Annotated in this window: 17 protein-coding genes; 8 read left to right on the plus strand and 9 right to left on the minus strand. The window is 43.7% G+C overall.

Annotated elements, in window-relative coordinates; translation table 11 throughout:
• Positions 1 to 34: 34 nt before the first annotated feature.
• On the minus strand, positions 35 to 694 hold the full coding sequence (locus tag ACMXYS_RS06815) for a DUF4253 domain-containing protein (RefSeq protein ID WP_415881521.1): 660 nt from the start codon (positions 692 to 694) through the stop codon (positions 35 to 37).
• Between the two features lie 292 nt (positions 695 to 986).
• On the opposite strand from ACMXYS_RS06815, the gene ACMXYS_RS06820 reads away from it, so the two are divergent.
• Positions 987 to 1772 carry a substrate-binding periplasmic protein gene (locus tag ACMXYS_RS06820; protein ID WP_415881520.1) on the plus strand — a complete coding sequence of 262 codons (786 nt, stop codon included), beginning with the start codon at positions 987 to 989 and terminating at the stop codon, positions 1770 to 1772.
• Between the two features lie 6 nt (positions 1773 to 1778).
• On the opposite strand, the gene ACMXYS_RS06825 is transcribed toward ACMXYS_RS06820, so the two are convergent.
• Both ACMXYS_RS06825 and fusA read right to left on the minus strand, forming a co-directional pair.
• The gene (locus tag ACMXYS_RS06825) at positions 1779 to 2006 is read right to left on the minus strand and encodes a DUF1059 domain-containing protein (protein WP_415884661.1); all 228 of its coding nucleotides are present in this window, start codon (positions 2004 to 2006) and stop codon (positions 1779 to 1781) included.
• A 185-nt stretch (positions 2007 to 2191) separates the two neighbouring features.
• Positions 2192 to 4282, minus strand: coding sequence for an elongation factor G (gene fusA / locus ACMXYS_RS06830; RefSeq protein WP_415881519.1), 2091 nt, complete (start codon positions 4280 to 4282; stop codon positions 2192 to 2194).
• Between the two features lie 381 nt (positions 4283 to 4663).
• On the opposite strand from fusA, the gene ACMXYS_RS06835 reads away from it, so the two are divergent.
• Positions 4664 to 5296 (plus strand): LysE family translocator, encoded by a 633-nt coding sequence (locus tag ACMXYS_RS06835; RefSeq protein ID WP_415898028.1) that lies wholly within the window; start codon positions 4664 to 4666, stop codon positions 5294 to 5296.
• Between the two features lie 19 nt (positions 5297 to 5315).
• Here ACMXYS_RS06835 and ACMXYS_RS06840 read toward each other — a convergent pair whose 3' ends face one another.
• Complete coding sequence (locus ACMXYS_RS06840; RefSeq protein ID WP_415898029.1) at positions 5316 to 6176, minus strand: hypothetical protein; 861 nt, start codon at positions 6174 to 6176, stop codon at positions 5316 to 5318.
• 139 nt (positions 6177 to 6315) lie between these two features.
• Between ACMXYS_RS06840 and ACMXYS_RS06845 the strand changes: the two genes are divergently transcribed.
• Positions 6316 to 6924 (plus strand): tRNA-(ms[2]io[6]A)-hydroxylase, encoded by a 609-nt coding sequence (locus ACMXYS_RS06845; RefSeq protein ID WP_415881516.1) that lies wholly within the window; start codon positions 6316 to 6318, stop codon positions 6922 to 6924.
• 68 nt (positions 6925 to 6992) lie between these two features.
• On the opposite strand, the gene ACMXYS_RS06850 is transcribed toward ACMXYS_RS06845, so the two are convergent.
• Entirely contained in the window at positions 6993 to 7718 is a 726-nt protein-coding gene (locus ACMXYS_RS06850; protein WP_415898030.1) for a UDP-2,3-diacylglucosamine diphosphatase, read from the minus strand.
• A complete protein-coding gene (locus ACMXYS_RS06855; RefSeq protein ID WP_415898239.1) occupies positions 7718 to 8239 on the minus strand; it encodes a peptidylprolyl isomerase in 522 nt (173 codons plus the stop codon). Before ACMXYS_RS06855 ends, ACMXYS_RS06850 begins: the two co-directional genes overlap by 1 nt.
• Positions 8240 to 8539: 300 nt before the next feature.
• Between ACMXYS_RS06855 and ACMXYS_RS06860 the strand changes: the two genes are divergently transcribed.
• Positions 8540 to 10207 carry a glutamine--tRNA ligase/YqeY domain fusion protein gene (locus ACMXYS_RS06860; RefSeq protein WP_415898031.1) on the plus strand — a complete coding sequence of 556 codons (1668 nt, stop codon included), beginning with the start codon at positions 8540 to 8542 and terminating at the stop codon, positions 10205 to 10207.
• A 118-nt stretch (positions 10208 to 10325) separates the two neighbouring features.
• Here the strand turns inward: ACMXYS_RS06860 and ACMXYS_RS06865 are convergent, their stop codons facing one another.
• Positions 10326 to 10880 carry a TetR/AcrR family transcriptional regulator gene (locus ACMXYS_RS06865; RefSeq protein WP_415881513.1) on the minus strand — a complete coding sequence of 185 codons (555 nt, stop codon included), beginning with the start codon at positions 10878 to 10880 and terminating at the stop codon, positions 10326 to 10328.
• 140 nt (positions 10881 to 11020) lie between these two features.
• Between ACMXYS_RS06865 and ACMXYS_RS06870 the strand changes: the two genes are divergently transcribed.
• The 3 genes from ACMXYS_RS06870 (at position 11021) to ACMXYS_RS06880 (ending at position 15221) form a co-directional block, all read left to right on the plus strand.
• The gene (locus ACMXYS_RS06870; protein WP_415898032.1) at positions 11021 to 11659 is read left to right on the plus strand and encodes a glutathione S-transferase family protein; all 639 of its coding nucleotides are present in this window, start codon (positions 11021 to 11023) and stop codon (positions 11657 to 11659) included.
• Between the two features lie 617 nt (positions 11660 to 12276).
• A complete protein-coding gene (locus ACMXYS_RS06875; protein WP_415898033.1) occupies positions 12277 to 14664 on the plus strand; it encodes a DUF4238 domain-containing protein in 2388 nt (795 codons plus the stop codon).
• Between the two features lie 155 nt (positions 14665 to 14819).
• Positions 14820 to 15221 carry a VOC family protein gene (locus ACMXYS_RS06880; protein ID WP_415898034.1) on the plus strand — a complete coding sequence of 134 codons (402 nt, stop codon included), beginning with the start codon at positions 14820 to 14822 and terminating at the stop codon, positions 15219 to 15221.
• 126 nt (positions 15222 to 15347) lie between these two features.
• On the opposite strand, the gene purU is transcribed toward ACMXYS_RS06880, so the two are convergent.
• Both purU and ACMXYS_RS06890 read right to left on the minus strand, forming a co-directional pair.
• Positions 15348 to 16205 carry a formyltetrahydrofolate deformylase gene (gene purU / locus ACMXYS_RS06885; protein ID WP_415898035.1) on the minus strand — a complete coding sequence of 286 codons (858 nt, stop codon included), beginning with the start codon at positions 16203 to 16205 and terminating at the stop codon, positions 15348 to 15350.
• 203 nt (positions 16206 to 16408) lie between these two features.
• Positions 16409 to 18289 (minus strand): methyl-accepting chemotaxis protein, encoded by a 1881-nt coding sequence (locus tag ACMXYS_RS06890; protein WP_415898036.1) that lies wholly within the window; start codon positions 18287 to 18289, stop codon positions 16409 to 16411.
• 292 nt (positions 18290 to 18581) lie between these two features.
• Here ACMXYS_RS06890 and ACMXYS_RS06895 point away from each other — a divergent pair, with 292 nt between their 5' ends.
• Positions 18582 to 19592 carry a rhodanese-related sulfurtransferase gene (locus ACMXYS_RS06895; RefSeq protein WP_415898037.1) on the plus strand — a complete coding sequence of 337 codons (1011 nt, stop codon included), beginning with the start codon at positions 18582 to 18584 and terminating at the stop codon, positions 19590 to 19592.
• The last annotated feature ends 28 nt before the right edge of the window (positions 19593 to 19620 follow it).

Here is a 19620-nt window from a genome sequence, read left to right on the forward strand (position 1 = left end):
GCCGTTTTCTACCGAACTTGGCCTGTCTTTAAACCTAATCCCACCAGAAGTACCAGCAGTCGTGGTTAAGTAGAACTTCTGCTAGTTTTGAAACTGTTTCAACGCCTTGATCTACAATATCCGGACAATATAGATATTGCTCCCAAGCCAGTTCCATTGCTTCTTCGGTGGTTTGTGGTGGCTTAGTGATATAGGCTTCAATCACGTCGTTGCTGACGCCGACAATCTTAGCGCCATACTTAAGCTGCCAGTGTTTCCACATCGCGCAGTGAACCTCAGGTTCAGGGCAAGCGTTCCAGCCACCAAATTTAAAATGAGCAGGGATCTTCCAACTGCTATCAGTTTTAATTTTGACGCCTAGAAGATTATCAACGGCCTCGCCTGTGACAAAGTCTGTCGCAAGATTAAAGCCCTGTTTATCGCTTGATTCAGCTTTAAATTCGCCGGTTATTTCTGCGAGGTTTAACTCCTCATCTGATTCTAACAGTTGGCGTCGTTTGCTGAGCCATGTAGCTGCTTTGATATTTGCAGCAGCGCGGATAATATCTTTTGGAGATTGCGAGCTTTCTAGAAGGTGCTCTTCAATATAAGATTTATCTTCTTCAGTACCGCATACCACCAGTTTGTTATCTTTGCTGCTTGCCTTAATAGCTTTTGCGAAGGCATCAGCTGGATCAAGATTGACGAATTTCATTTTCGGCCCTAAAGAATGGTTTCGCGTAATGGTATCAGAAATAGGAGGGGGATTTATAAGTCTGTTTGAGTTGCTAAGGGAGTGGCTTAGTTAATCAGTAATTTTTAAGTACGGGTCGAGCAGTTACGTGCATTTGGAAGAAAGTGACTGATATTCTTTGATGCGGTGTTATGAGTGTTCTTCTGATCGGTGGCTTAAAGCTTAACGTAAGTCAGTAGCAAATTGCCTGATTTGATCTATGTGGAATATGCACAATACTGTTTAGATATTTGAGAAATTCGAGGCGTGCTAGATGGAGTTGAATCGATACATAGCAACGTTGTTATGTTTTTGTACGCTATGTTCTTCAGCTGCCATAGCTGATGATATTCCAGAAGTAGTTTTTGCTACGACGCTTCATTATCCTCCCTATGAATATCGTGAAAATGGCGAACCGAAAGGGCTTGCTGTAGACATTGCCAAAGAGGCTCTAACCCGAGTCGGCGTAAAGCAAATTGATTTTCAGTTTTTCCCTTGGAAGCGTGCGGTCTATGTGACTGAGCATGGAGAGCGTGATTTACTGTTTAATGCGGGAAAAAATGAACCTCGCCAGAAGTGGGGTTACTACGTTGATAGTGTCTTGATTCAGCAAAGCTATGTGCTATTTAAGCGCAAATCTGATCAATTTCAGGTTCAGCCTGATTTTTCAAATGTTAAAGATAAAGATATCTCTGTTAGGGCGGGCTATCTATACGGAAGCGGTCTGTTCAGACAGGCGTTAGACAGTGAGAAGTTTCATAAAGTTGAGTTGGCTGATTCAACTGAACAAAGTGTTAAACAGTTGCTGAATGATCGAGTAGATATGTTTGTTGGTGATCTGCTGCCAGTGATGCACTACATCCAAAAGCAAGAGCTGGAAGATCAGATCGATATTGTTCTCTACAACGGTGAGCGAATGGAGGTACTTTCTTGGTCAACTTATCTGTTGTTTTCTAAGTTGAGAGTGACGCCAAGTTTTGTAGAGAAAGTTCGGTTAGCGATGGATCAGATGAAGGCAGATGGAACCTTTGCTGCGATCGAAAGCAAATACCAATATTAGGCAAGGCTAGTCATTTGGCAGAGCATTAAACTCTTCGCGCTTTTCGTTCATCCAAGCCTGCATAGCTTCAGGGTCTAACATCATCAGCTGTACTTTTTGCATAGCTGCTAGGTGATCGGTATCTTGTTGCTGAAACATCTCCATACCATGTTGTTTTGCTAGTTCGGACATCTCTTCAAATGTATTGGCTTTAAACTCAAGATCGCAACCGCCGCCAAGTTGCCTGCAAGTCATGGTTTTCACGCTATTTCTCCTATAGAAAAAATTCTGTTTAGTTGTTCGCTTCAGGGTAGTCGAAAGGGTTTAATTGGACAAACTTCGTTTAAAGAGTATGTGTGTAAGAAGGAGGGAGTTCATGGCAGAAACAAAAAAGCCCGCTGATTTCTCAGCGGGCTTTTTCAACGAGTTAAGTAATTAGATTACTTAGCTTCGTTTTTAGCTTTTACTTCAGCGATTACTTCGTCAGCAACATTCTGTGGGCATGCTGCATAGCGTTCGAATTCCATAGAGAACTGACCGCGACCAGAAGTAATAGTACGTAGGTGACCGATGTAACCAAACATTTCAGATAGTGGAACGTCTGCTTTGATGCGTACGCCAGTAGCGCCAGCTTCTTGGTCTTTGATCATGCCACGACGACGGTTAAGGTCACCGATTACATCACCAACGTTGTCATCTGGAGTGAATACGTCAACTTTCATGATTGGCTCAAGAAGTTGTGCACCCGCTTTAGGGATAGACTGACGGAAAGCGCCTTTAGCTGCGATTTCGAATGCTACAGCAGAGGAGTCAACCGCGTGGAAGCCACCGTCGTATAGTTCGATTTCAACGTCTAGTACAGGGAAGCCTGCTAGTACACCTTGTTCCATCATGCCAGCGAAGCCTTTTTCGATCGCTGGGAAGAATTCTTTAGGTACGTTACCGCCTACTACTGTAGAAGTGAACGTAAAGCCAGAGTTTGGCTCACCTGGCTTGATGCGGTAATCGATCTTACCGTACTGACCAGAACCACCAGACTGCTTCTTGTGCGTGTAGCTGTCTTCAACAGACTGAGTGATCGTTTCACGGTATGCAACCTGTGGCTTACCTACTTCTAGCTCAACGCCGTAAGTACGCTTAAGGATGTCTACCTTAATGTCTAGGTGAAGTTCACCCATGCCTTTAAGGATTGTTTCACCAGAATCTTCGTCAGTTTCAACTACGAAAGATGGGTCTTCTGCAACCATCTTACCGATAGCGATACCCATTTTCTCAGTAGAACCTTTGTCCTTAGGAGTTACAGCAATAGAGATTACTGGCTCAGGGAAGATCATTGGCTCAAGAGTACAAGGGTTCTTCTGATCACATAGAGTGTGACCAGTCTGAACGTTCTTCATACCAACAATTGCGATGATGTCACCAGCTTGAGCAGAATCTAGCTCAGTACGGTCATCAGCGTGCATCTCAACCATACGGCCGATACGCTCAGTTTTGCCAGTGTAAGAGTTAAGGATTGTGTCACCCTTGTTAAGAACACCAGAGTAAACACGTACGAAAGTTAGAGCGCCGAAACGGTCATCCATGATCTTGAATGCAAGTGCACGGAATGGCTCATCTATAGCTACTGTAGCTACTTCGCCAGTTGGCTCACCAGTTTCTTTGTCAGTTAGTGGCTGAGCGTCAACTTCTACTGGGTTCGGTAGGTAGTCAACAACAGCATCTAGAACAAGCTGGATACCTTTGTTCTTGTATGCAGAACCACAGAAAGTTGGGAAGAAGTCTAGCTTACGAGTACCTTCACGAATGCAACGCTTGATGTCGTCCATTGATGGCTCAGTACCTTCTTCTAGGTATTCCATCATTAGGTCTTCGTCTTGCTCTAGAGCAGTTTCGATTAGTTGCTCACGGTACATAGCCGCATCGTCTACTAGGTCAGCAGGGATGTCAGTTACTTCGTAGTTCTCTGGAAGGCCAGAATCGTCCCAGATGTAAGCTTTTTGAGATAGAACGTCTACAACACCTGTGAAGTTGTCTTCACGGCCGATTGGTAGAGTCATAACTAGTGGGTTAGCGCCTAGTACGTTCTTAACCTGATCTACAACGCGGTAGAAGTCAGCACCAAGACGGTCTAGTTTGTTTACGAAGATCAAACGAGCTACTTCAGACTCGTTCGCGTAACGCCAGTTAGTTTCAGACTGAGGTTCTACACCACCGGAACCACAGAATACACCTACACCACCATCAAGTACTTTTAGGGAACGGTATACTTCAACTGTGAAGTCAACGTGGCCCGGAGTATCGATGATGTTCATGCGGTGATCTTTCCAGAAACAAGTCGTCGCTGCAGACTGGATTGTGATACCACGCTCAGCTTCCTGCTCCATGAAGTCAGTAGTAGCTTCGCCATCGTGAACGTCACCCATCTTATGGATCTTACCAGTAAGCTTAAGGATACGTTCTGTTGTTGTGGTTTTACCCGCATCTACGTGCGCGAAAATACCGATGTTTCTGTACTTGGTTAAGTCTGTCATCTCTATACTCGACTAAGTGAGGTCCTAAAATTGCGCGACAGTATACAAGGTTTTTTATGACTTTTCGAAGAAAAATTACAAGGAAATACTTCTTTCTGCTGATATTTATTTAAGAAGGGGGATTAACGCTAGGCTTTTAAAAATTCTGGTAGTTTTTTTAACTGAAAATTAGATTTTAAGTTACTGATATATGAGGGTTATTGATATTTTTCGGAATAAAAAAATAAATTGCACTCCTTTATCGCTTTTATAACTCCCGATAGTGTTTGCTACCAAAAAATGGTCGTGCCCCCAAAAAAGAAACAGATTTAGATTGAATAGGGATTTGAATGATTGCGATGACTGATTATGATCCACTGTAGATAAATATTTTAGGTAGTTATGAGTATGTTAAGTGTTGATGTGCTGATCGGATTTATTGTTGCGTCTACGTTAATCTCCTATGCGCCGGGGCCTGATAATATTTTTGTTTTGATTCAATCGATTCTTCATGGTCGTAAAGCCGGGATTATTGTCACCTTGGGCTTATGTACCGGTCTGTTATTTCACACCGTTGCTGTCACTTTAGGTGTAGCTGCAATATTTCAGGCCAGTGCTGTGGCGTTTACCCTGCTTAAAATCGTCGGTGTGGTTTATCTGCTTTATTTGGCGTTTATGTCTTTTCGTGCGGTTGCTGCTAACGTATCTATGTCAGAGCAGCCACAGCTTAGTGCGATGCAACTCTATCGTCGTGGGATTCTGATGAGTTCTACTAACCCTAAATTGGCGATCTTCTTTATGGCCTTCCTGCCTCAGTTTGCCGACCCAGCGGTTGGCTCACTGAGTCTGCAGTTATTTACCTTAAGTATGGTTTTTATCGTTGTAGCTTTCTTTGTCATGAGCTCAGTGGCGCTACTTTCGGGGAGTTTACGCGGTTGGATTCAAGATTCCGAATTGGGTCAGTCGATTATTAATAAAGTGGCAGGCACCGTCTTTGTTGGTTTGGCGCTGAAGCTCGTTACGACTGAAAGATAATGCTACTTAATCTTGCCTGCTACTCAGCAAGATCACGCCAGTGATCGTAATCTTCAGTAATAAAACCTGCGTGTATATAAGCTTGGCGAATCGCATCTGGTGATTTTTGTCTTTGCTCTTGGATGTAGCTTTGCAGAATAGTGTAAAGCTGAGTATTACGTGCCGGCAAAATAAACGAGCGGGACGCATCAAAGCTGACTTTTACCCCTGGTACTCGGATTAGCTCTCCGCCGATCCTCGTGACTACCGGCTCTTTAAGGTAGGAGAGGGTAAAGTCTCCACGGCCACTGGAGATAAAATTAGCAATAAGGTTTCTAGTGGGTAGTAAGTTGACTTGCTTAGTTCCTATGTTGTTGAGCGCGGCTTGGTCGGTTTTCCAGCTTTTAACGGTAACGCCTCTTAATTTAGTGACATCGATACTATCACCTAACTCCAAAATGTCAGTTCTGTTCTTAGTAGAAAAAATGCCGACCTGGAATTCCCCTATTCGAATAACAGGGTGAGTGATTAATAGGTTTTCTTCCTTACGATGATCGCCCTCAAACAGCGATTGGCCAACCATATCAATCTTATTGTTGTTAGCTAGTTGAAGACCGCGGGCAACATTAGGGTATGGGGCTAGTCGAAGTAGGTCGACGTATTTGGCCGATTTGACTGCGTTGCAAATGACCATGATATCCATGGTGATTCGTTGAGAACCTTTAAGTTGTTCGGAGTCTAGTTCTGGGCACTCTTTTACAGGCAATACATTTGAATAGCCGGCTCTACCTGCGGCTAATTTAAAATGCTCATTAACGTAATTAGCATGCACACCGATCGATAGAGTGTCTGCACTAAGGTGGCTTGATATTAATAACAGCAGTGTTAGAAAAGATCGCATTGTACGACTCAACCAAATTGGACCATTTTATTGTAGTAGATCAAACAGTTAAGGAATATAGGACTTCCGAGGTTAAAAAGTCTTATTTCAATGGCTATAATGCGCGTCCTTATTACAACGTGTGTTAGGTCAGGTATTAATGGACGCTCTCGACGAGATCAAAGAATTTTTAGCATGTGAAACTCCCGATTCTTGGATTCAAGCTGCATTGCAGAATCAGGATATTCTTCTGATTGATCATGCGCATTGTGAGAAGAAAGCGGCTTCGACAGCAATGACATTGATGTTTCGCTATGTTGATCGTCTTGAGTTGCTAAACAAGATGTCACGTTTGGCGCGTGAAGAGCTAATTCACTTTGAGCAAGTGTTGGCGATCATGCAGGATCGAGGTGTGGTTTATGACCATATGTCTTCTGCTCGATATGCGGGCGGTATGCGTTCCCATGTTCGTACTTCAGAACCGGGCCGTTTGATCGATGTGCTGATTATTGGTGCTTTTATAGAAGCGCGTTCATGTGAGCGTTTTGCCAAGCTTGCTCCGTTTTTAGATGATGAACTTGCGAAGTTCTATCGTTCATTACTGAAGTCTGAAGGCCGTCATTATCAAGATTACTTGGGTCTTGCTGAAGATTATGCCGGCGAGCCAATTGATGAGCGCGTGGCATTTTTCCGCGAAGTTGAGCGTGAGCTAATTGAGTCACCAGATGATGAGTTCCGTTTCCATAGCGGTGCACCAACATTCATCTGATTATTATGTAGGAGCCCACCCCCGTGGGCGATTTTTATCATTTATCGCTCACAGGGTGAGCTCCTACATCACTCGATTTCGAAGCTAATGAGATCGTAACCATCTTGATCGACTTTAAGATACCAGCCGAATTTGTCCCAATCGCCGAGCACAATACGTGTCGCAGACTCGGAAGCTAGCTTCACTTCATGTATAGCAGGTCTATGGGTATGACCATGGATCATCAGTGAAACTTTGTTATCAGCAAAAGATTGTTTAACCGCGTCTGCATTTACATCAGTGATGTAATCAGACTTTTCGGTTGTGCGTTGTTTGCTGGTGTCTCTCAGTTGTCGAGCGATAGCTAAACGCTCTTCTAATGACTTACTTAAGAAATCTTGTTGCCATTGTGGATTGCGAACCAAAGAGCGGAACTGCATGTACTCCGTATCATCACTGCAAAGCTGATCACCATGAAGAGCCACGGTATTACCAATTGGCAGTGAAAGCACAAGTTCTTCAGGTAGCAATTTAGCTCCGATGCTTTGGCAGAACTGTTCGCCGACCAAGAAATCGCGGTTGCCGTGTTGGAAGAAAATTTCACAGCCTTTGTCACTCAATGTTTTGAGTTGTTGTAAAAGATCATCCAAGCCGGGGGTAGGGCAATCGTCGCCAATCCATGCTTCGAAAATATCCCCTAGAAGATACAGCTGTGTCGCATCGGCAGCAGTATGTTCTAGGAAATACGAAAACGCCCGGGTAAGATCCGGGCGTTCGGGTTTCAGATGTATATCTGAGACAAAGTATACGGGCATTATTCTTCTTCTGCGCTTTCTACTTCTTCTGTAGCGATTTCAGCTGACTCGATGATGATGTCTTCAACCGGTACATCTTGATGGCCAGCGCGGATAGTAGTTGATGCAGCTTTTAGTTTGTTAACTACATCCATACCGTCAACAACTTTACCAAATACCGCGTAACCCCAACCTTCAGTTGTCTTAGCTGTGTGGTCAAGGAAAGTGTTGTCAGAAACATTAATAAAGAACTGTGCAGATGCGCTGTGTGGATCCATTGTGCGTGCCATAGCGATTGTGCCTGCCGCATTAGAAAGACCGTTGTCTGCTTCGTTTTCAATGGTTTCGCGAGTGGTTTTTTGTACCATACCTGGTTCAAAACCGCCGCCTTGGATCATGAAGCCATTGATTACACGATGGAAAATAACGCCATCGTAGAAGCCTTCCGTGACATATTGCTCGAAGTTTGCTGCTGTTTTCGGAGCTTTTTCGTGGTCTAGCTCTATAGAGATATCACCAAAATTAGTATGGAGGATGATCATTGTTGTAAAGTCCACTTCTTCGCCTTTGACTGGCCCATTATACGCAAGTCTAAGAGAAACGCATCACTGTTTATTCCTAAGTGGCGAATAATTGGTTCTAAAGTACCAACTCCAAAGAATTGTAGGAGGCCTTTTTGGTATGCGGGGATTACTTAGAAATTTATTGGAAAAATCTTACTGATATTCACTGCCAATTAGGCGGCGCATCCGTTTATAATGTACAACAATTTATGCCCTATAGATGTGGACGCGTTTCGGGGCAATTCAGAATTCATGCAATGTCGGGATTAAGACGTTTTTATGAGCAATACAGAAAGCAGTAAACCTACTAACTTTATTCATCAGGTGATTGAACAGGATCTGGAAGACGGTAAGAACAACGGAAAAGTTGTTACACGTTTTCCGCCAGAGCCAAATGGTTATCTTCACATTGGCCACGCTAAGTCTATCTGCCTGAACTTTGGCACTGCTGAGAAATATAACGGCGAATGTAATCTACGTTTTGATGACACTAACCCGACCAAAGAAGATCAAGAATACGTTGATGCGATCAAGCAAGACGTTGAATGGTTAGGTTTTAAGTGGGCGGGTGAAGTTCGTTACGCGTCAAACTACTTTGATCAGTTCTACGAGTGGGCACAGCACCTTGTTCGTGAAGGCAAAGCATACGTTTGTGACCTGAGCCCAGAAGAAGCAAAAGAATACCGTGGTTGGGCAACTGAACCAGGTAAAGACAGCCCGTTCCGCGAGCGTTCACCTGAAGAGAACCTTGACCTTCTAGAACGCATGCGCAAGGGTGAGTTTGACGAAGGTAGCTGTGTACTGCGAGCTAAGATCGACATGGCATCGTCTAACATGAACCTGCGTGACCCGATTCTTTACCGTATTCGTAAAGAGTCTCACCACCAAACAGGTGACAAGTGGTGCATCTACCCAAGCTACGACTTTGCACATGGCCAAGAAGATGCGATTGAAGGCGTAACGCACTCGATTTGTACCCTGGAGTTTGCTGATCACCGTCCATTGTACGAGTGGTTCATCGAGAACCTACCTGTACCATCACAGCCACGTCAGTATGAGTTTGGTCGTCTAAACCTAAACTACACAGTAACCAGTAAGCGTAAGCTGAAGCAGCTTGTTGATGAGAACCATGTAAATGGTTGGAATGACCCACGTATGCCAACTATCTCTGGCCTACGTCGTCGTGGTTATACGCCAGCTTCTGTACGTAACTTCTGTGACAGTCTAGCGGTTGCTAAAACTGACGGCACAGTTGATATGGCACAGTTCGAATTCTTCGTGCGTGAAGATCTAGACAAAAATGCACCGCGTGCAATGTGTGTTGTTCAGCCACTGAAAGTCACAATCACTAACTATGACGAAGGTCAGGAAGAGTGGTTCGAGCTACCTAAGCATCCTAAAGATGAAACTATGGGTGTTCGTAAAGTGCCGTTCACACGCAACATTCTTATCGAACAAGACGACTTTGCAGAAGTACCGCCACGTAAGTGGAAACGTCTAACGCAAGGCGTTGCGGTTCGTCTACGTGGCTCTTACGTTATTACCTGCCAAGAAGTTATCAAAGACGCAGACGGTAACGTTGTTGAGCTGAAATGTACTTACGATCCAGCAACTGCCGGCGCTAACCCTGAAGGCTACAAAGCTAAAGGCGTTGTACACTGGGTATCTGCTGATAACTCTGTACCTTGTGAAGTGCGCGAGTACGATCGTTTGTTCTCAGAAGCAAACCCAACAGGTGATAAGGAAAAAGATTTCCTTGAGTTCATCAACCCAGAATCTCTAGTGATTAGAACTGACAGCCGTTGTGAAGTAGGTCTGGTTGATGCTGCAGTAGAAAGCGCTTACCAGTTTGAACGTACCGGTTACTTCTGCGTAGATTCAGACTCTACAGCTGATAAGTTAGTATTTAACCGTACCGCTGGCCTGCGTGATTCGTGGGGTAAGTAATTTAAGACCCGCTAGTAACAGCTAAAACCGGCTAAGAGCACTAACGCTTTTAGCCGGTTTTTCGTTTTTAGCTGGTTTCATCCGCACTAGGCTGTTTCTTCCTGCCTTTATCCGATTCTTACCCGCCCTTATTAACCCCTTCACGGCAGGCACTTAATAGCTGCTCTGCAAAATCATCTTCATTAACCGCTCTGGCAATCGCGACCCCGCCAATCATCAATACTGCTTTCTTAATCGCTTCGCTTTCATCGAGGGCTGGCTGGCCTTCATTTAGCTCATGGATATTATTGATAAAGCCTTTCAGTACGCGCGTATAGGTGGTGCGAACCTGATCATCTCGTTGATGAATATCAGTGGTTAAAAACGCTAATGGACAGCAGAACTCACCGTTTCGATGTTTGTCGCTGAGGTAAGTTTCAATTATATCCGATAGCTGAAAACCAGAGCGTTCAATGGTATGGCTTTTGGCTAGGTGGGCTGCACTCAGAATCGCTTCGGCGTATAGATCGCTCTTAGACTCAAAGTGATTGTAAAACGCCCCACGGGTAAGGCCGGCGTGTTTCATCACATCGTTAATCGCCACTTTATCAAAGCCATCTTTGGTAAAGAGTTCTGCAGCGCTATCAATAATCTTTTTACGACTCTGCTGCTTTTGTTCAGCCGTCCAACCCATAAAACTACTCCTGTACTTGCTTATGCCGGAGTATGGCATAAGTTTAAAATATGTTCTTGAACATATTGTGTCGGTCAATAAAGTGGAGCTCAGGTAGTTAACCGAATGAGTTAACCGAATTAGATAACAGGAGTTTAAGCATGACTGCACCAATCCGAATTTATGGTCCATCTTTCAGTACATTTGTGCGCAGTGTGATGATGGCTTGCGAGCTAAAAGGACTACCTTACGAGGTAACTACACAAGTGGATGGCGAAGCAGTGGGTTTTCATACCCCAGGCCACAAAGCGATCCACCCATATACCAAATTTCCAGTGCTTCTAACTGAGAAAGGGCCTATTCCAGAGACTGTTGCGATTTTGCATTACTTAGAAAATGAATACGGTGGCGCAAAGCTTTATCCAACCGATCCATATGCTCAAGCTCAAGTGGAAGCATGGAGTGGTATCAGCGGTATCTATGTCGATTTTGAGATCGTGCGTAAAGTACTGCTTGAGTTCATCTTCCCGAAAGGTGAAAACGGAACAGTACGAATGGATAGAGTAGAAGCTGCTGTCCCAGGTATCGAAAACGCACTATCCATCGTTGCTGATCAGCTAGCTGATTATCCTTTTATCTGCGGTTACGAACTTACAGCTGCAGACCTAATCTTGATCCCAATTATCGATTACATCGAAGGCAATGAAGTAGGCAAGCTGCTGGTGGCTAAGCACGAAAATGTTCTGAATTATATTCAGACTATTCGTCAGCAGGATTTTGCTAAAGACATTCTTAAATAGATTCAGGACGCTACGCTAGAGGACGCTGCTTCGCAGCTAGAGATCGGCTTCGCCTTTTAGGACGCTTCGCTAGAGAAAAAGCAAAAGGGCAATTCAGAAGTTGATTAGAAAGTAGGGTGTAATGGCTTGGCCATTACGCCCTTTTTTATTATTAGCTCAGGAAGGGTGATTTTGAGCTACATATCCTATACATGAAACGCCTCTTTATTCTGGTTATTTATCCAGTATATTTTTGTCGTGGTAATTAAACTGTTCTTTAAGGACTGATAACTCAACTCAGTGATGCTTGCTTTCCACCCAGTGCTAAGTTAAAAATACTTATAAAACAGACAGATGGATGTCTGGCATGGGGAGATATACGGAGCTTTTTTTATAAAGAATGTATATCAATAGATATAGCGCATGCGCGCTTTGTCACGGAAGAATATTGAGCATATCTAAAATAATCCTTCCTTTTCAATTCGTTATATCTGTTATTAAACAAATACGGTTAGAGTAGATATACGGACCCCCGTATATACAAATGTTAGGTTTCGAGCGAAAGTAAAATCTAAGATTGTTTTTTGATCAACACTTTAAATATTACTCTCCAGCCATAAAAATGTATTGAATATTCGATGAACCAAACTAGAAATAATCATTATGTACCTCAGTGGCACCAGAGCGGATTCTATGATGAGCACGAAAATCAATTACGTCATCTCAAGCGCCGTGATATTCAGCTAAAGGACGGATCAAACAAAGTTGTCTTTGGGAAAAATTGGTTTACTTCGGCACAGTGCTTTTACGAGAAAGACCTGTACTCGACTTTTTTTGGTTCTTTCGTCAATGATGATATTGAAAAGAAGTTGTTTGGGCCGATTGATGATAATGGTGCAAATGCGGTTAATGCGTTTCTTACTGATGATCAGGCTCAGTGGCACCATTACTTTCAGGATTTTTTTACTTACTTAGACGCACAAAAATTACGGACGCCCAAAGGATTAGATTGGGTTAAAGCAAAGTATCCCGAATTAAATCAAATTCAGTTGATGGCTGAGATGCAGGCCTTAAGAACTATTCACTGTACGTTGTGGGCAGAGGGTGTTCGCGAATTGGTGTCAGCTGAAGATTCCGATATTAAATTTTTATTGTCGGATCATCCAGTAACTATCTATAACTACGCGTGTCCACCAGACACAGAACTATGCGTCTACCCGAATGATCCTGACATCGCCTTAAAGGGGTCTCAGACCATATTTCCACTGGATAAAAATCGATGCTTGATATTGACGAATCTTGAATATGCTAAAGACCCAAATTGTACGAACCCGTTAGAACAGCGAACAAACGCGACTAGAATACGGCAGTCAATGGTCAACACAATTAACTTCATCGCAAAAAGAAAGCTGAAACAAGATGACGTTACCAAAATAAATCACATAATCAAGTCCAGATCTAAAGACGCAATTGCTGCAGGAAAAGAGAGCTGGCTTTATCCTGAAGAGAGGCTAACTTGTGAGTGGTCTGAATTACGCCATGTCTTATTACCACCATCTGAAGAGCTATATAAATTCGGTGGAGAAATGTACGCAGGATATGAGGATGGCAGTACTTATTATCAGGATGAGTTCGGCCGTACAAGCCCTCAAAATGATAATCTTAAAAAAGAAACTGATGAAAATAAATTAGGAAGAAATGATCATTGCGGGTGCGGCAGTGGCCGAAAATACAAGCACTGTTGTATGGATTTACCGGAAGAATTGCGGACCAGCTGGAGTGAGCTGAGTATACGTGAGCGAAATTTAGCATTTTGCCGTGCAATTAAGGGGATTTTGGGGCTTGACGCTGGTAAGACGTGGCTAGATATAAGGCGTGAAATTACTGAGGAACAAATTGCCGATATTTATAGGTTTTACTCTGTCATATGGCCTCGTGAAACAGATATCTATTCATTGCTACCAAAGTCAGATGGCCGGTTCAGGGCATTATACACCGGCGCCCTTGATATTCGAGTTATCGGTTTGCACGCATTACCTATGGCTTCACTATTTGGTGAATTTCTTATCGAAAGCCCAATTATTAATCCACATAATGTTAACCCTGAGTTTAGCCCAATAAAGAACCCTGGGAAGTATAAATACCAAGCACTAAAAGACATTTTGTTTATGTTGGAATTAGAGCCGTATATTGGTTATGGCCTTATCAATCTAATTCCGGATCCGAGCAACTTTGATCTGAACCTAATGAAAGCCGTGATGGATATGGCTACATCCCGAAGAGGAACGGTACAAAGTAGAAAAGATTCTGAAGCTTATACGAAACTGGCAATTGAGGATTATTTGAACTCAATACATATGATGCCAAGAGATGTAAAAATACGTTCATTAGTTAGCGATTTTGGCATGCCTGATAATCTCGCAGAACACTCGATTGATACGTTAGATGCTAATGCTGAGGCTTCTCCATTGACCATGCTCCAGCCAATAGAACTAGGGGATGGGGGGCAACTTATGCAGTTTAGCATGTCTCCTAATTATGAAATGTCACTATTTACAGCTCAGGTTACAGGTTCGGTTATCGTAACCGACAGTGAGTCTAGGTGGTTTGAATTTCGAGCGGCGCAACACAGACAAGCTGGCGTTGTTTCTTATCCATGGAATGATATATATAAGAAGCTAGTTCGAGTACCAATGGATTATCAAATGCTCGAACATTACGTCAAAAGTCAGCAACATTTTACAACTTATAGATCGACTTTAGAGCTTGCTGATAAGCTAGTAGTAGCCAATAAGCGCAACCCTGAACAGTTAGAACAACTGAGTAAATTACTTGATTATTTAAATAATAAGCTTGTCGAGATAGATTCCGATGAAACCCCAAGCTTTGTGAATGGTGACTGTAAGGTTTTAGTCCCTGATGGCGGTATATATGACAAACGTGTTCAACGGTTGTTGGTACGTTCAGGGTGTCTAAAGTACGATGATAAGGTTCGTTCAATCTATTACATCAACATGAAAATGTAGATCGGTTGCTCTACACGTCATAGAATTTTTTAGGTCGAAGGTACAGAATAAGCCTAACAAGCGCATGTTGTCGGACTGGTTTTCCACTGCGCTCCAAACCAGCCGCAAATGCGGGCGTTAGCCGCCCCTCTAAATCCCAACATTTAGGAAATATCATGAAAGAGATCACTAGAATAAATCATGTAGGATTGAGAGTTAGGGATTTGGAGGTCTCTCGTGAATTCTATGAGAAGCTTGGCTTTGAATTTCTTATTGGTCCTGTGGGGCCAGAACCCGTTGCTATCATTGAGCATCCATCGGGAATAAATATAAATCTTATTTTGAATGTCTCTAAAGAGGCACCAAAGAAGAATATGTTGATGGAAGCAGACCTTAAATACCCTGGCTATACACATATTGCACTTGAAATAACCGATTACAATTCAGCAAAAGCTAGCATTCAGGAGCTTGGTTTCCCGATTACTGGAGAAGTTGAATACAAGGGTGCTCAGTTTTTCTTTATTAGAGATCCTGATGACAATGTAATCGAGTTTCATCAACCAGCCAGTAGGGTGTAATAGCGGAGCGGATTACACAAATCCGTACGATCCATGCCGCAGCGGCTTTTCCTCTAGCCGCGTAGCGGCGTCCTCTAGCGAAGCGTCCTAAAAGGCGAAGCCGATCTCTAGCTGCGAAGCAGCGTCCTATTTCTTAAAAACAACCGTCCTATTACCATTTAGAAATACCCGTTTCTCAATATGGTATTTCACCGCTCGTGAGAGTGTGATGCGTTCTATATCCCTTCCTTTAGCGATCAGATCTTCTGGGTAGTAGGTATGGTCAACAGGTTCTATTCCTTGGGCAATGATAGGACCTTCATCGAGATCGGCATTGATATAGTGTGCGGTAGCGCCTACTGTTTTCACGCCTTTTTCATAAGCTTGGTGATAGGGTTTTGCGCCTTTAAAACCGGGTAGGAGGGAATGATGGATATTGATCGCCCAGCCTTCCAGTTTTTGACAGAGTTCATCCGAAAGCACTTGCATATAACGGGCTAAGACTACGAGATCGGCGTTTGTGTCTTGAATTATTTGCCAGAGTTGCTGTTCCTGCTGCTGTTTATTTTCTGGCGTGATTGGAAGGTGGTGATAGGGGATCTGATACCAGTCTGCTAAATCTTTCAAATCAGGATGGTTAGAAATGATAGCGGGTATGTCGATGTTTAGCTGACCAATCTGTTTTTTGTAGAGTAGGTCATTGAGACAGTGATCAAATTTAGATACCAGAATAACAACTCTGGGCTTGTAATCACTAGGCTGTAACTCCCATTGCATATCAAACTTTTCCGCTCTGAGGGAAAAGCGCTGGCGGAATGTGCCCTGATCAAAGTGGCTATTGGTTCTGAAGCACGCCCGGATAAAAAAATGCTCACTGCTCTCGTCATCAAAGGAGTGAAGCTCTTCTATATAGTGTTCATTCTCGTAGAGAAAACCTGTCACAGCATCAACCGTACCCAGTTCGCTGGGGCAGCTAGCCGTGAGTATCCATGAGCTGCCAGACATTTCACTCTCCTATCAGATAATCATTAAGTGTAGACGATCTCTTTTTGTGCCAAAGGAGATCAGGGTTTAGGCTTACATGAAAGAATGATGCGCATCGTTTGATCTGTACCCAGAGGTTTTTCCTCTAGCCGCGTAGCGGCGTCCTCTAGCGAAGCGTCCTAAAAGGCGAAGCCGATCTCTAGCTGCGAAGCAGCGTCCTGCCCTTAAACCTTAAACTTCCCAAGTTCCGCATCTTGCTTACGCGTCAGGTCTGTCATTTGATGGCAGTTTGTTTCCTGTGCTTTGGCGTTGTTGGAGACCGATTGGCTTAGGTCGCGGATATTGGTGGTGTTGCGGTTGATCTCTTCTGAAGTGGCGCTTTGTTGTTCAGCAGCAGTCGCTATCTGGACTGTCATTTGGTTAATTTCCTGAATGTTGTCGCGGATAGTATTGAGGACTGTGTTGGCTTCACTGGCAATGTCTTGGGTTTTTGCGGCTAACTCTCTGCTTTGAGTAATCGTACTTTCAGCGTTTCTTACCCCAGACTGAAGCTGCTGAATCATATCTTTAATCTCTTCAGTCGATTGCTGAGTTCTGGAAGCGAGGGCACGGACTTCGTCGGCAACTACGGCAAAGCCTCGGCCTTTATCACCGGCGCGGGCAGCCTCGATTGCTGCGTTTAGGGCTAGCAGGTTGGTTTGATCTGCTATTTCGGTAATTACGGTTAGGATCGATTCAATATTGTTACTGTAATTAGCTAGCTCATTGACGGTATTGACAATATTTTCCATATCATCCGCTAAATGGCTGATTGATTCTGTGGTCTTGGATACTACTGCAACCCCATCACTAGCAGCAGCATCGGCACGTTGGGCTGAGTCAGCGGCGTGTTGCGCATTAGTTGCTACGTCTTGAGCAGTGGCGGACATTTGGTGCATTGCTGTGGCTAATTGATCGAGCTCGTATAGTTGTTTTTCAAGCTCATTAGCTGCTGTAGAAGCTGAATTGAAGGTGTGGTCACTATTCGAGCGTACATCTGATGAGATCTGTTTTACCCGAATAATCAAATCCTGAAGGTAGCTAATAAATTGGTTAAAATCGGTGGAGACCTGACCAAATTCATCTTTAGTGTTCACTTCTAAGCGTTTAGTCAGATCGCCGTCACCACTGTTTATTTCGACTAGGGAGCTGCGTAGATTTTCTAGCGGAAGTAGCTGTTTAGATACGGTCACATATAAAGCACCGCTGCAGATAAGAGCGCTGATAATCGTTGCAATGAGAGCAGTGATACCTATTTGATTAGCATCGGCCATTACAAGGCCTTTATCTAAAACTACACCTATTAGCCATTGGCTACCTTGAAGATCTTCTAGCCTACTAAAAGAGACAAATACGGTATCGCCGTTAACGGATGATTCGGCTAGCTCACGGTTAAAGCTAGGTGCAGTGCCATCGAATAAATCATTGATGGATTTGCCATTCATATCAGCGTTGGGATGGCTGATTATGTTGCCGTTTGAGTTGAGTAGGAATGCGTAACCGGTGTTGTTGAAGTTAAGGGTGTTCAGAGCATCGGATACGGTCTTTAAGCTTAGATCGCCACCAAACGCGCCTTTGAACTGACGGTTATCGTAGAAGTTAGCGACGGCTGAGATAAGGATTTCGCCACTGGCTGCATCGGCATAAGGATCGGTTAATACCGCTCTGTCATTTTGTTTTGCATAAGGGTACCAAGGGCGTTTTCTTGCATCCCAGCCGGTTGGGTTCCACTCTGGATCATTGGTTATCTTTTTACCGTCGGTATCTAATCCGCCAAAAATCAAAATAAACTCTTTTTTGAGGATGGGGTTATCAAAGGTGGCTTGTATGGTTTCTTGAGAAAAGTCTGCGTTGATGCTCTCCGCCATCATGTCGATAAGTTTTAATTTGGCGTTGAGCCAGTTGGTTATCTGATAGCTCAGGACTAAGGTGGCTTCTTGGGTACTTTGCTCTGTTTTCTCATACAGAGCATCTCTGACGCTGCTGTATTGAATCCATGAATAGATGGCAAAGGTTAGGACGACAACCGTGGAAGCGAGTAGGGCAACCTTGTGTGAAACTTTCATACAGTTAACCTCAAAGACGAGACTTCAAGTTTATCAATAGCGTGACAGGGCATTTCCCTGCGTTGATAACTAGTTATTCTAGACCAGATATTTGGAAGGCAATTTCGGATTATGAAATTGTTGAGTGTTTATCGAGGAGAATATGCAAAGTACCTGAGTTAAACGCTTGGTTTTTGTGGTAGTATCTGCGCCCAAGATCTGCTGTTGTGCAGATAAATTGTTGTCGCCTCAGTCAAAACGGCTGGGGTTTTATATTTTGCGTTGGGTTTACGCCCCAATTAGCGGAGTTTGTATGTCTGATTTACCGCAAAATTCTGAAGAGCAGACGGTTGTTTGCGCTCTGTATAAATTCGTCACCCTAGAAAACTTTGAAGCATTAAGAGAACCATTGTTCGAGTGTATGCAAAAAGTAGGCGTGCGCGGCACCTTATTGTTAGCCAATGAAGGTATCAACGGTACGATTGCGGGAAGCCGCGAAGGTATTGATACAGTGCTAGGGTGGTTGCAGCAAGATGACCGCCTGAATCCTATCGAATACAAAGAGTCGTTTGATACCAGCAATCCTTTTATGCGTACCAAAGTTAAGCTGAAAAAAGAGATTGTGACTATGGGTGTTGAAGGTATCGACCCTAAAAAGGTGGTGGGTACCTACGTAAAACCAAAAGATTGGAATGCGCTTATTTCTGATCCTGATGTGGTTTTGGTTGATACGCGTAATGACTACGAAGTGGCGATCGGTACATTTGAAAATGCGATCGACCCAGAGACTAAGACATTCCGCGAGTTTCCTCAGTACGTTGCTGAAAATCTTGATCCAGAAAAGAACAAGAAAGTTGCGATGTTCTGTACTGGCGGTATTCGCTGTGAAAAATCGACAGCCTATTTGAAAGAGCAGGGTTTTGATGAGGTTTATCACCTAGAAGGCGGTATTCTGAAGTACCTTGAAGAGGTAGATGAAGAAGATTCGATGTGGAAAGGTGATTGCTTTGTCTTTGATGGCCGTGTTTCTGTAAAACATGGCTTGGAAGTAGGTGACTACGATCAATGTCACGCGTGCCGTATGCCAATTACAGAAGAGGAAAAGCAACTCGCTTCGTACGAGAAGGGTGTGAGCTGTGTGCACTGTATCGAAAAGATGAGTGATTCACAAAAGCAGCGTTTCCGTGAACGTGAACATCAAGTACAGCTAGCGAAGGAGCGTGGTGAATCTCACCTAGGTTCTGATGTGCAAGATGCTGTTCAAGCGCATCGTGATGCCAAAGCCGCTTATCGCGCAGCGCAAAAAGAGCGTTCTAAAGGCTAATCAGCCTTGATCAAAACTAAAAAAACCA

Source organism: Neptuniibacter sp. QD57_21 (genome assembly GCF_047778075.1).
In the GTDB taxonomy this organism is placed as follows: Bacteria; Pseudomonadota; Gammaproteobacteria; order Pseudomonadales; family Balneatricaceae; genus Neptuniibacter.

Bases quoted from the DNA above. Each gene is read 5' to 3' on its own strand.
- ACMXYS_RS06825 (WP_415884661.1), bottom strand. From the start codon at position 2,006: ATGACTTGCAGGCAACTTGGCGGCGGTTGCGATCTTGAGTTTAAAGCC.
- ACMXYS_RS06820 (WP_415881520.1), top strand. From the start codon at position 987: ATGGAGTTGAATCGATACATAGCAACGTTGTTATGTTTTTGTACGCTA.
- ACMXYS_RS06835 (WP_415898028.1), top strand. From the start codon at position 4,664: ATGAGTATGTTAAGTGTTGATGTGCTGATCGGATTTATTGTTGCGTCT.
- purU (WP_415898035.1), bottom strand. From the start codon at position 16,205: ATGTCTGGCAGCTCATGGATACTCACGGCTAGCTGCCCCAGCGAACTG.
- ACMXYS_RS06815 (WP_415881521.1), bottom strand. From the start codon at position 694: ATGAAATTCGTCAATCTTGATCCAGCTGATGCCTTCGCAAAAGCTATT.
- ACMXYS_RS06840 (WP_415898029.1), bottom strand. From the start codon at position 6,176: ATGCGATCTTTTCTAACACTGCTGTTATTAATATCAAGCCACCTTAGT.
- ACMXYS_RS06855 (WP_415898239.1), bottom strand. From the start codon at position 8,239: ATGATCATCCTCCATACTAATTTTGGTGATATCTCTATAGAGCTAGAC.
- ACMXYS_RS06850 (WP_415898030.1), bottom strand. From the start codon at position 7,718: ATGCCCGTATACTTTGTCTCAGATATACATCTGAAACCCGAACGCCCG.
- fusA (WP_415881519.1), bottom strand. From the start codon at position 4,282: ATGACAGACTTAACCAAGTACAGAAACATCGGTATTTTCGCGCACGTA.
- ACMXYS_RS06875 (WP_415898033.1), top strand. From the start codon at position 12,277: ATGAACCAAACTAGAAATAATCATTATGTACCTCAGTGGCACCAGAGC.
- ACMXYS_RS06845 (WP_415881516.1), top strand. From the start codon at position 6,316: ATGGACGCTCTCGACGAGATCAAAGAATTTTTAGCATGTGAAACTCCC.
- ACMXYS_RS06860 (WP_415898031.1), top strand. From the start codon at position 8,540: ATGAGCAATACAGAAAGCAGTAAACCTACTAACTTTATTCATCAGGTG.
- ACMXYS_RS06895 (WP_415898037.1), top strand. From the start codon at position 18,582: ATGTCTGATTTACCGCAAAATTCTGAAGAGCAGACGGTTGTTTGCGCT.
- ACMXYS_RS06870 (WP_415898032.1), top strand. From the start codon at position 11,021: ATGACTGCACCAATCCGAATTTATGGTCCATCTTTCAGTACATTTGTG.
- ACMXYS_RS06865 (WP_415881513.1), bottom strand. From the start codon at position 10,880: ATGGGTTGGACGGCTGAACAAAAGCAGCAGAGTCGTAAAAAGATTATT.
- ACMXYS_RS06890 (WP_415898036.1), bottom strand. From the start codon at position 18,289: ATGAAAGTTTCACACAAGGTTGCCCTACTCGCTTCCACGGTTGTCGTC.
- ACMXYS_RS06880 (WP_415898034.1), top strand. From the start codon at position 14,820: ATGAAAGAGATCACTAGAATAAATCATGTAGGATTGAGAGTTAGGGAT.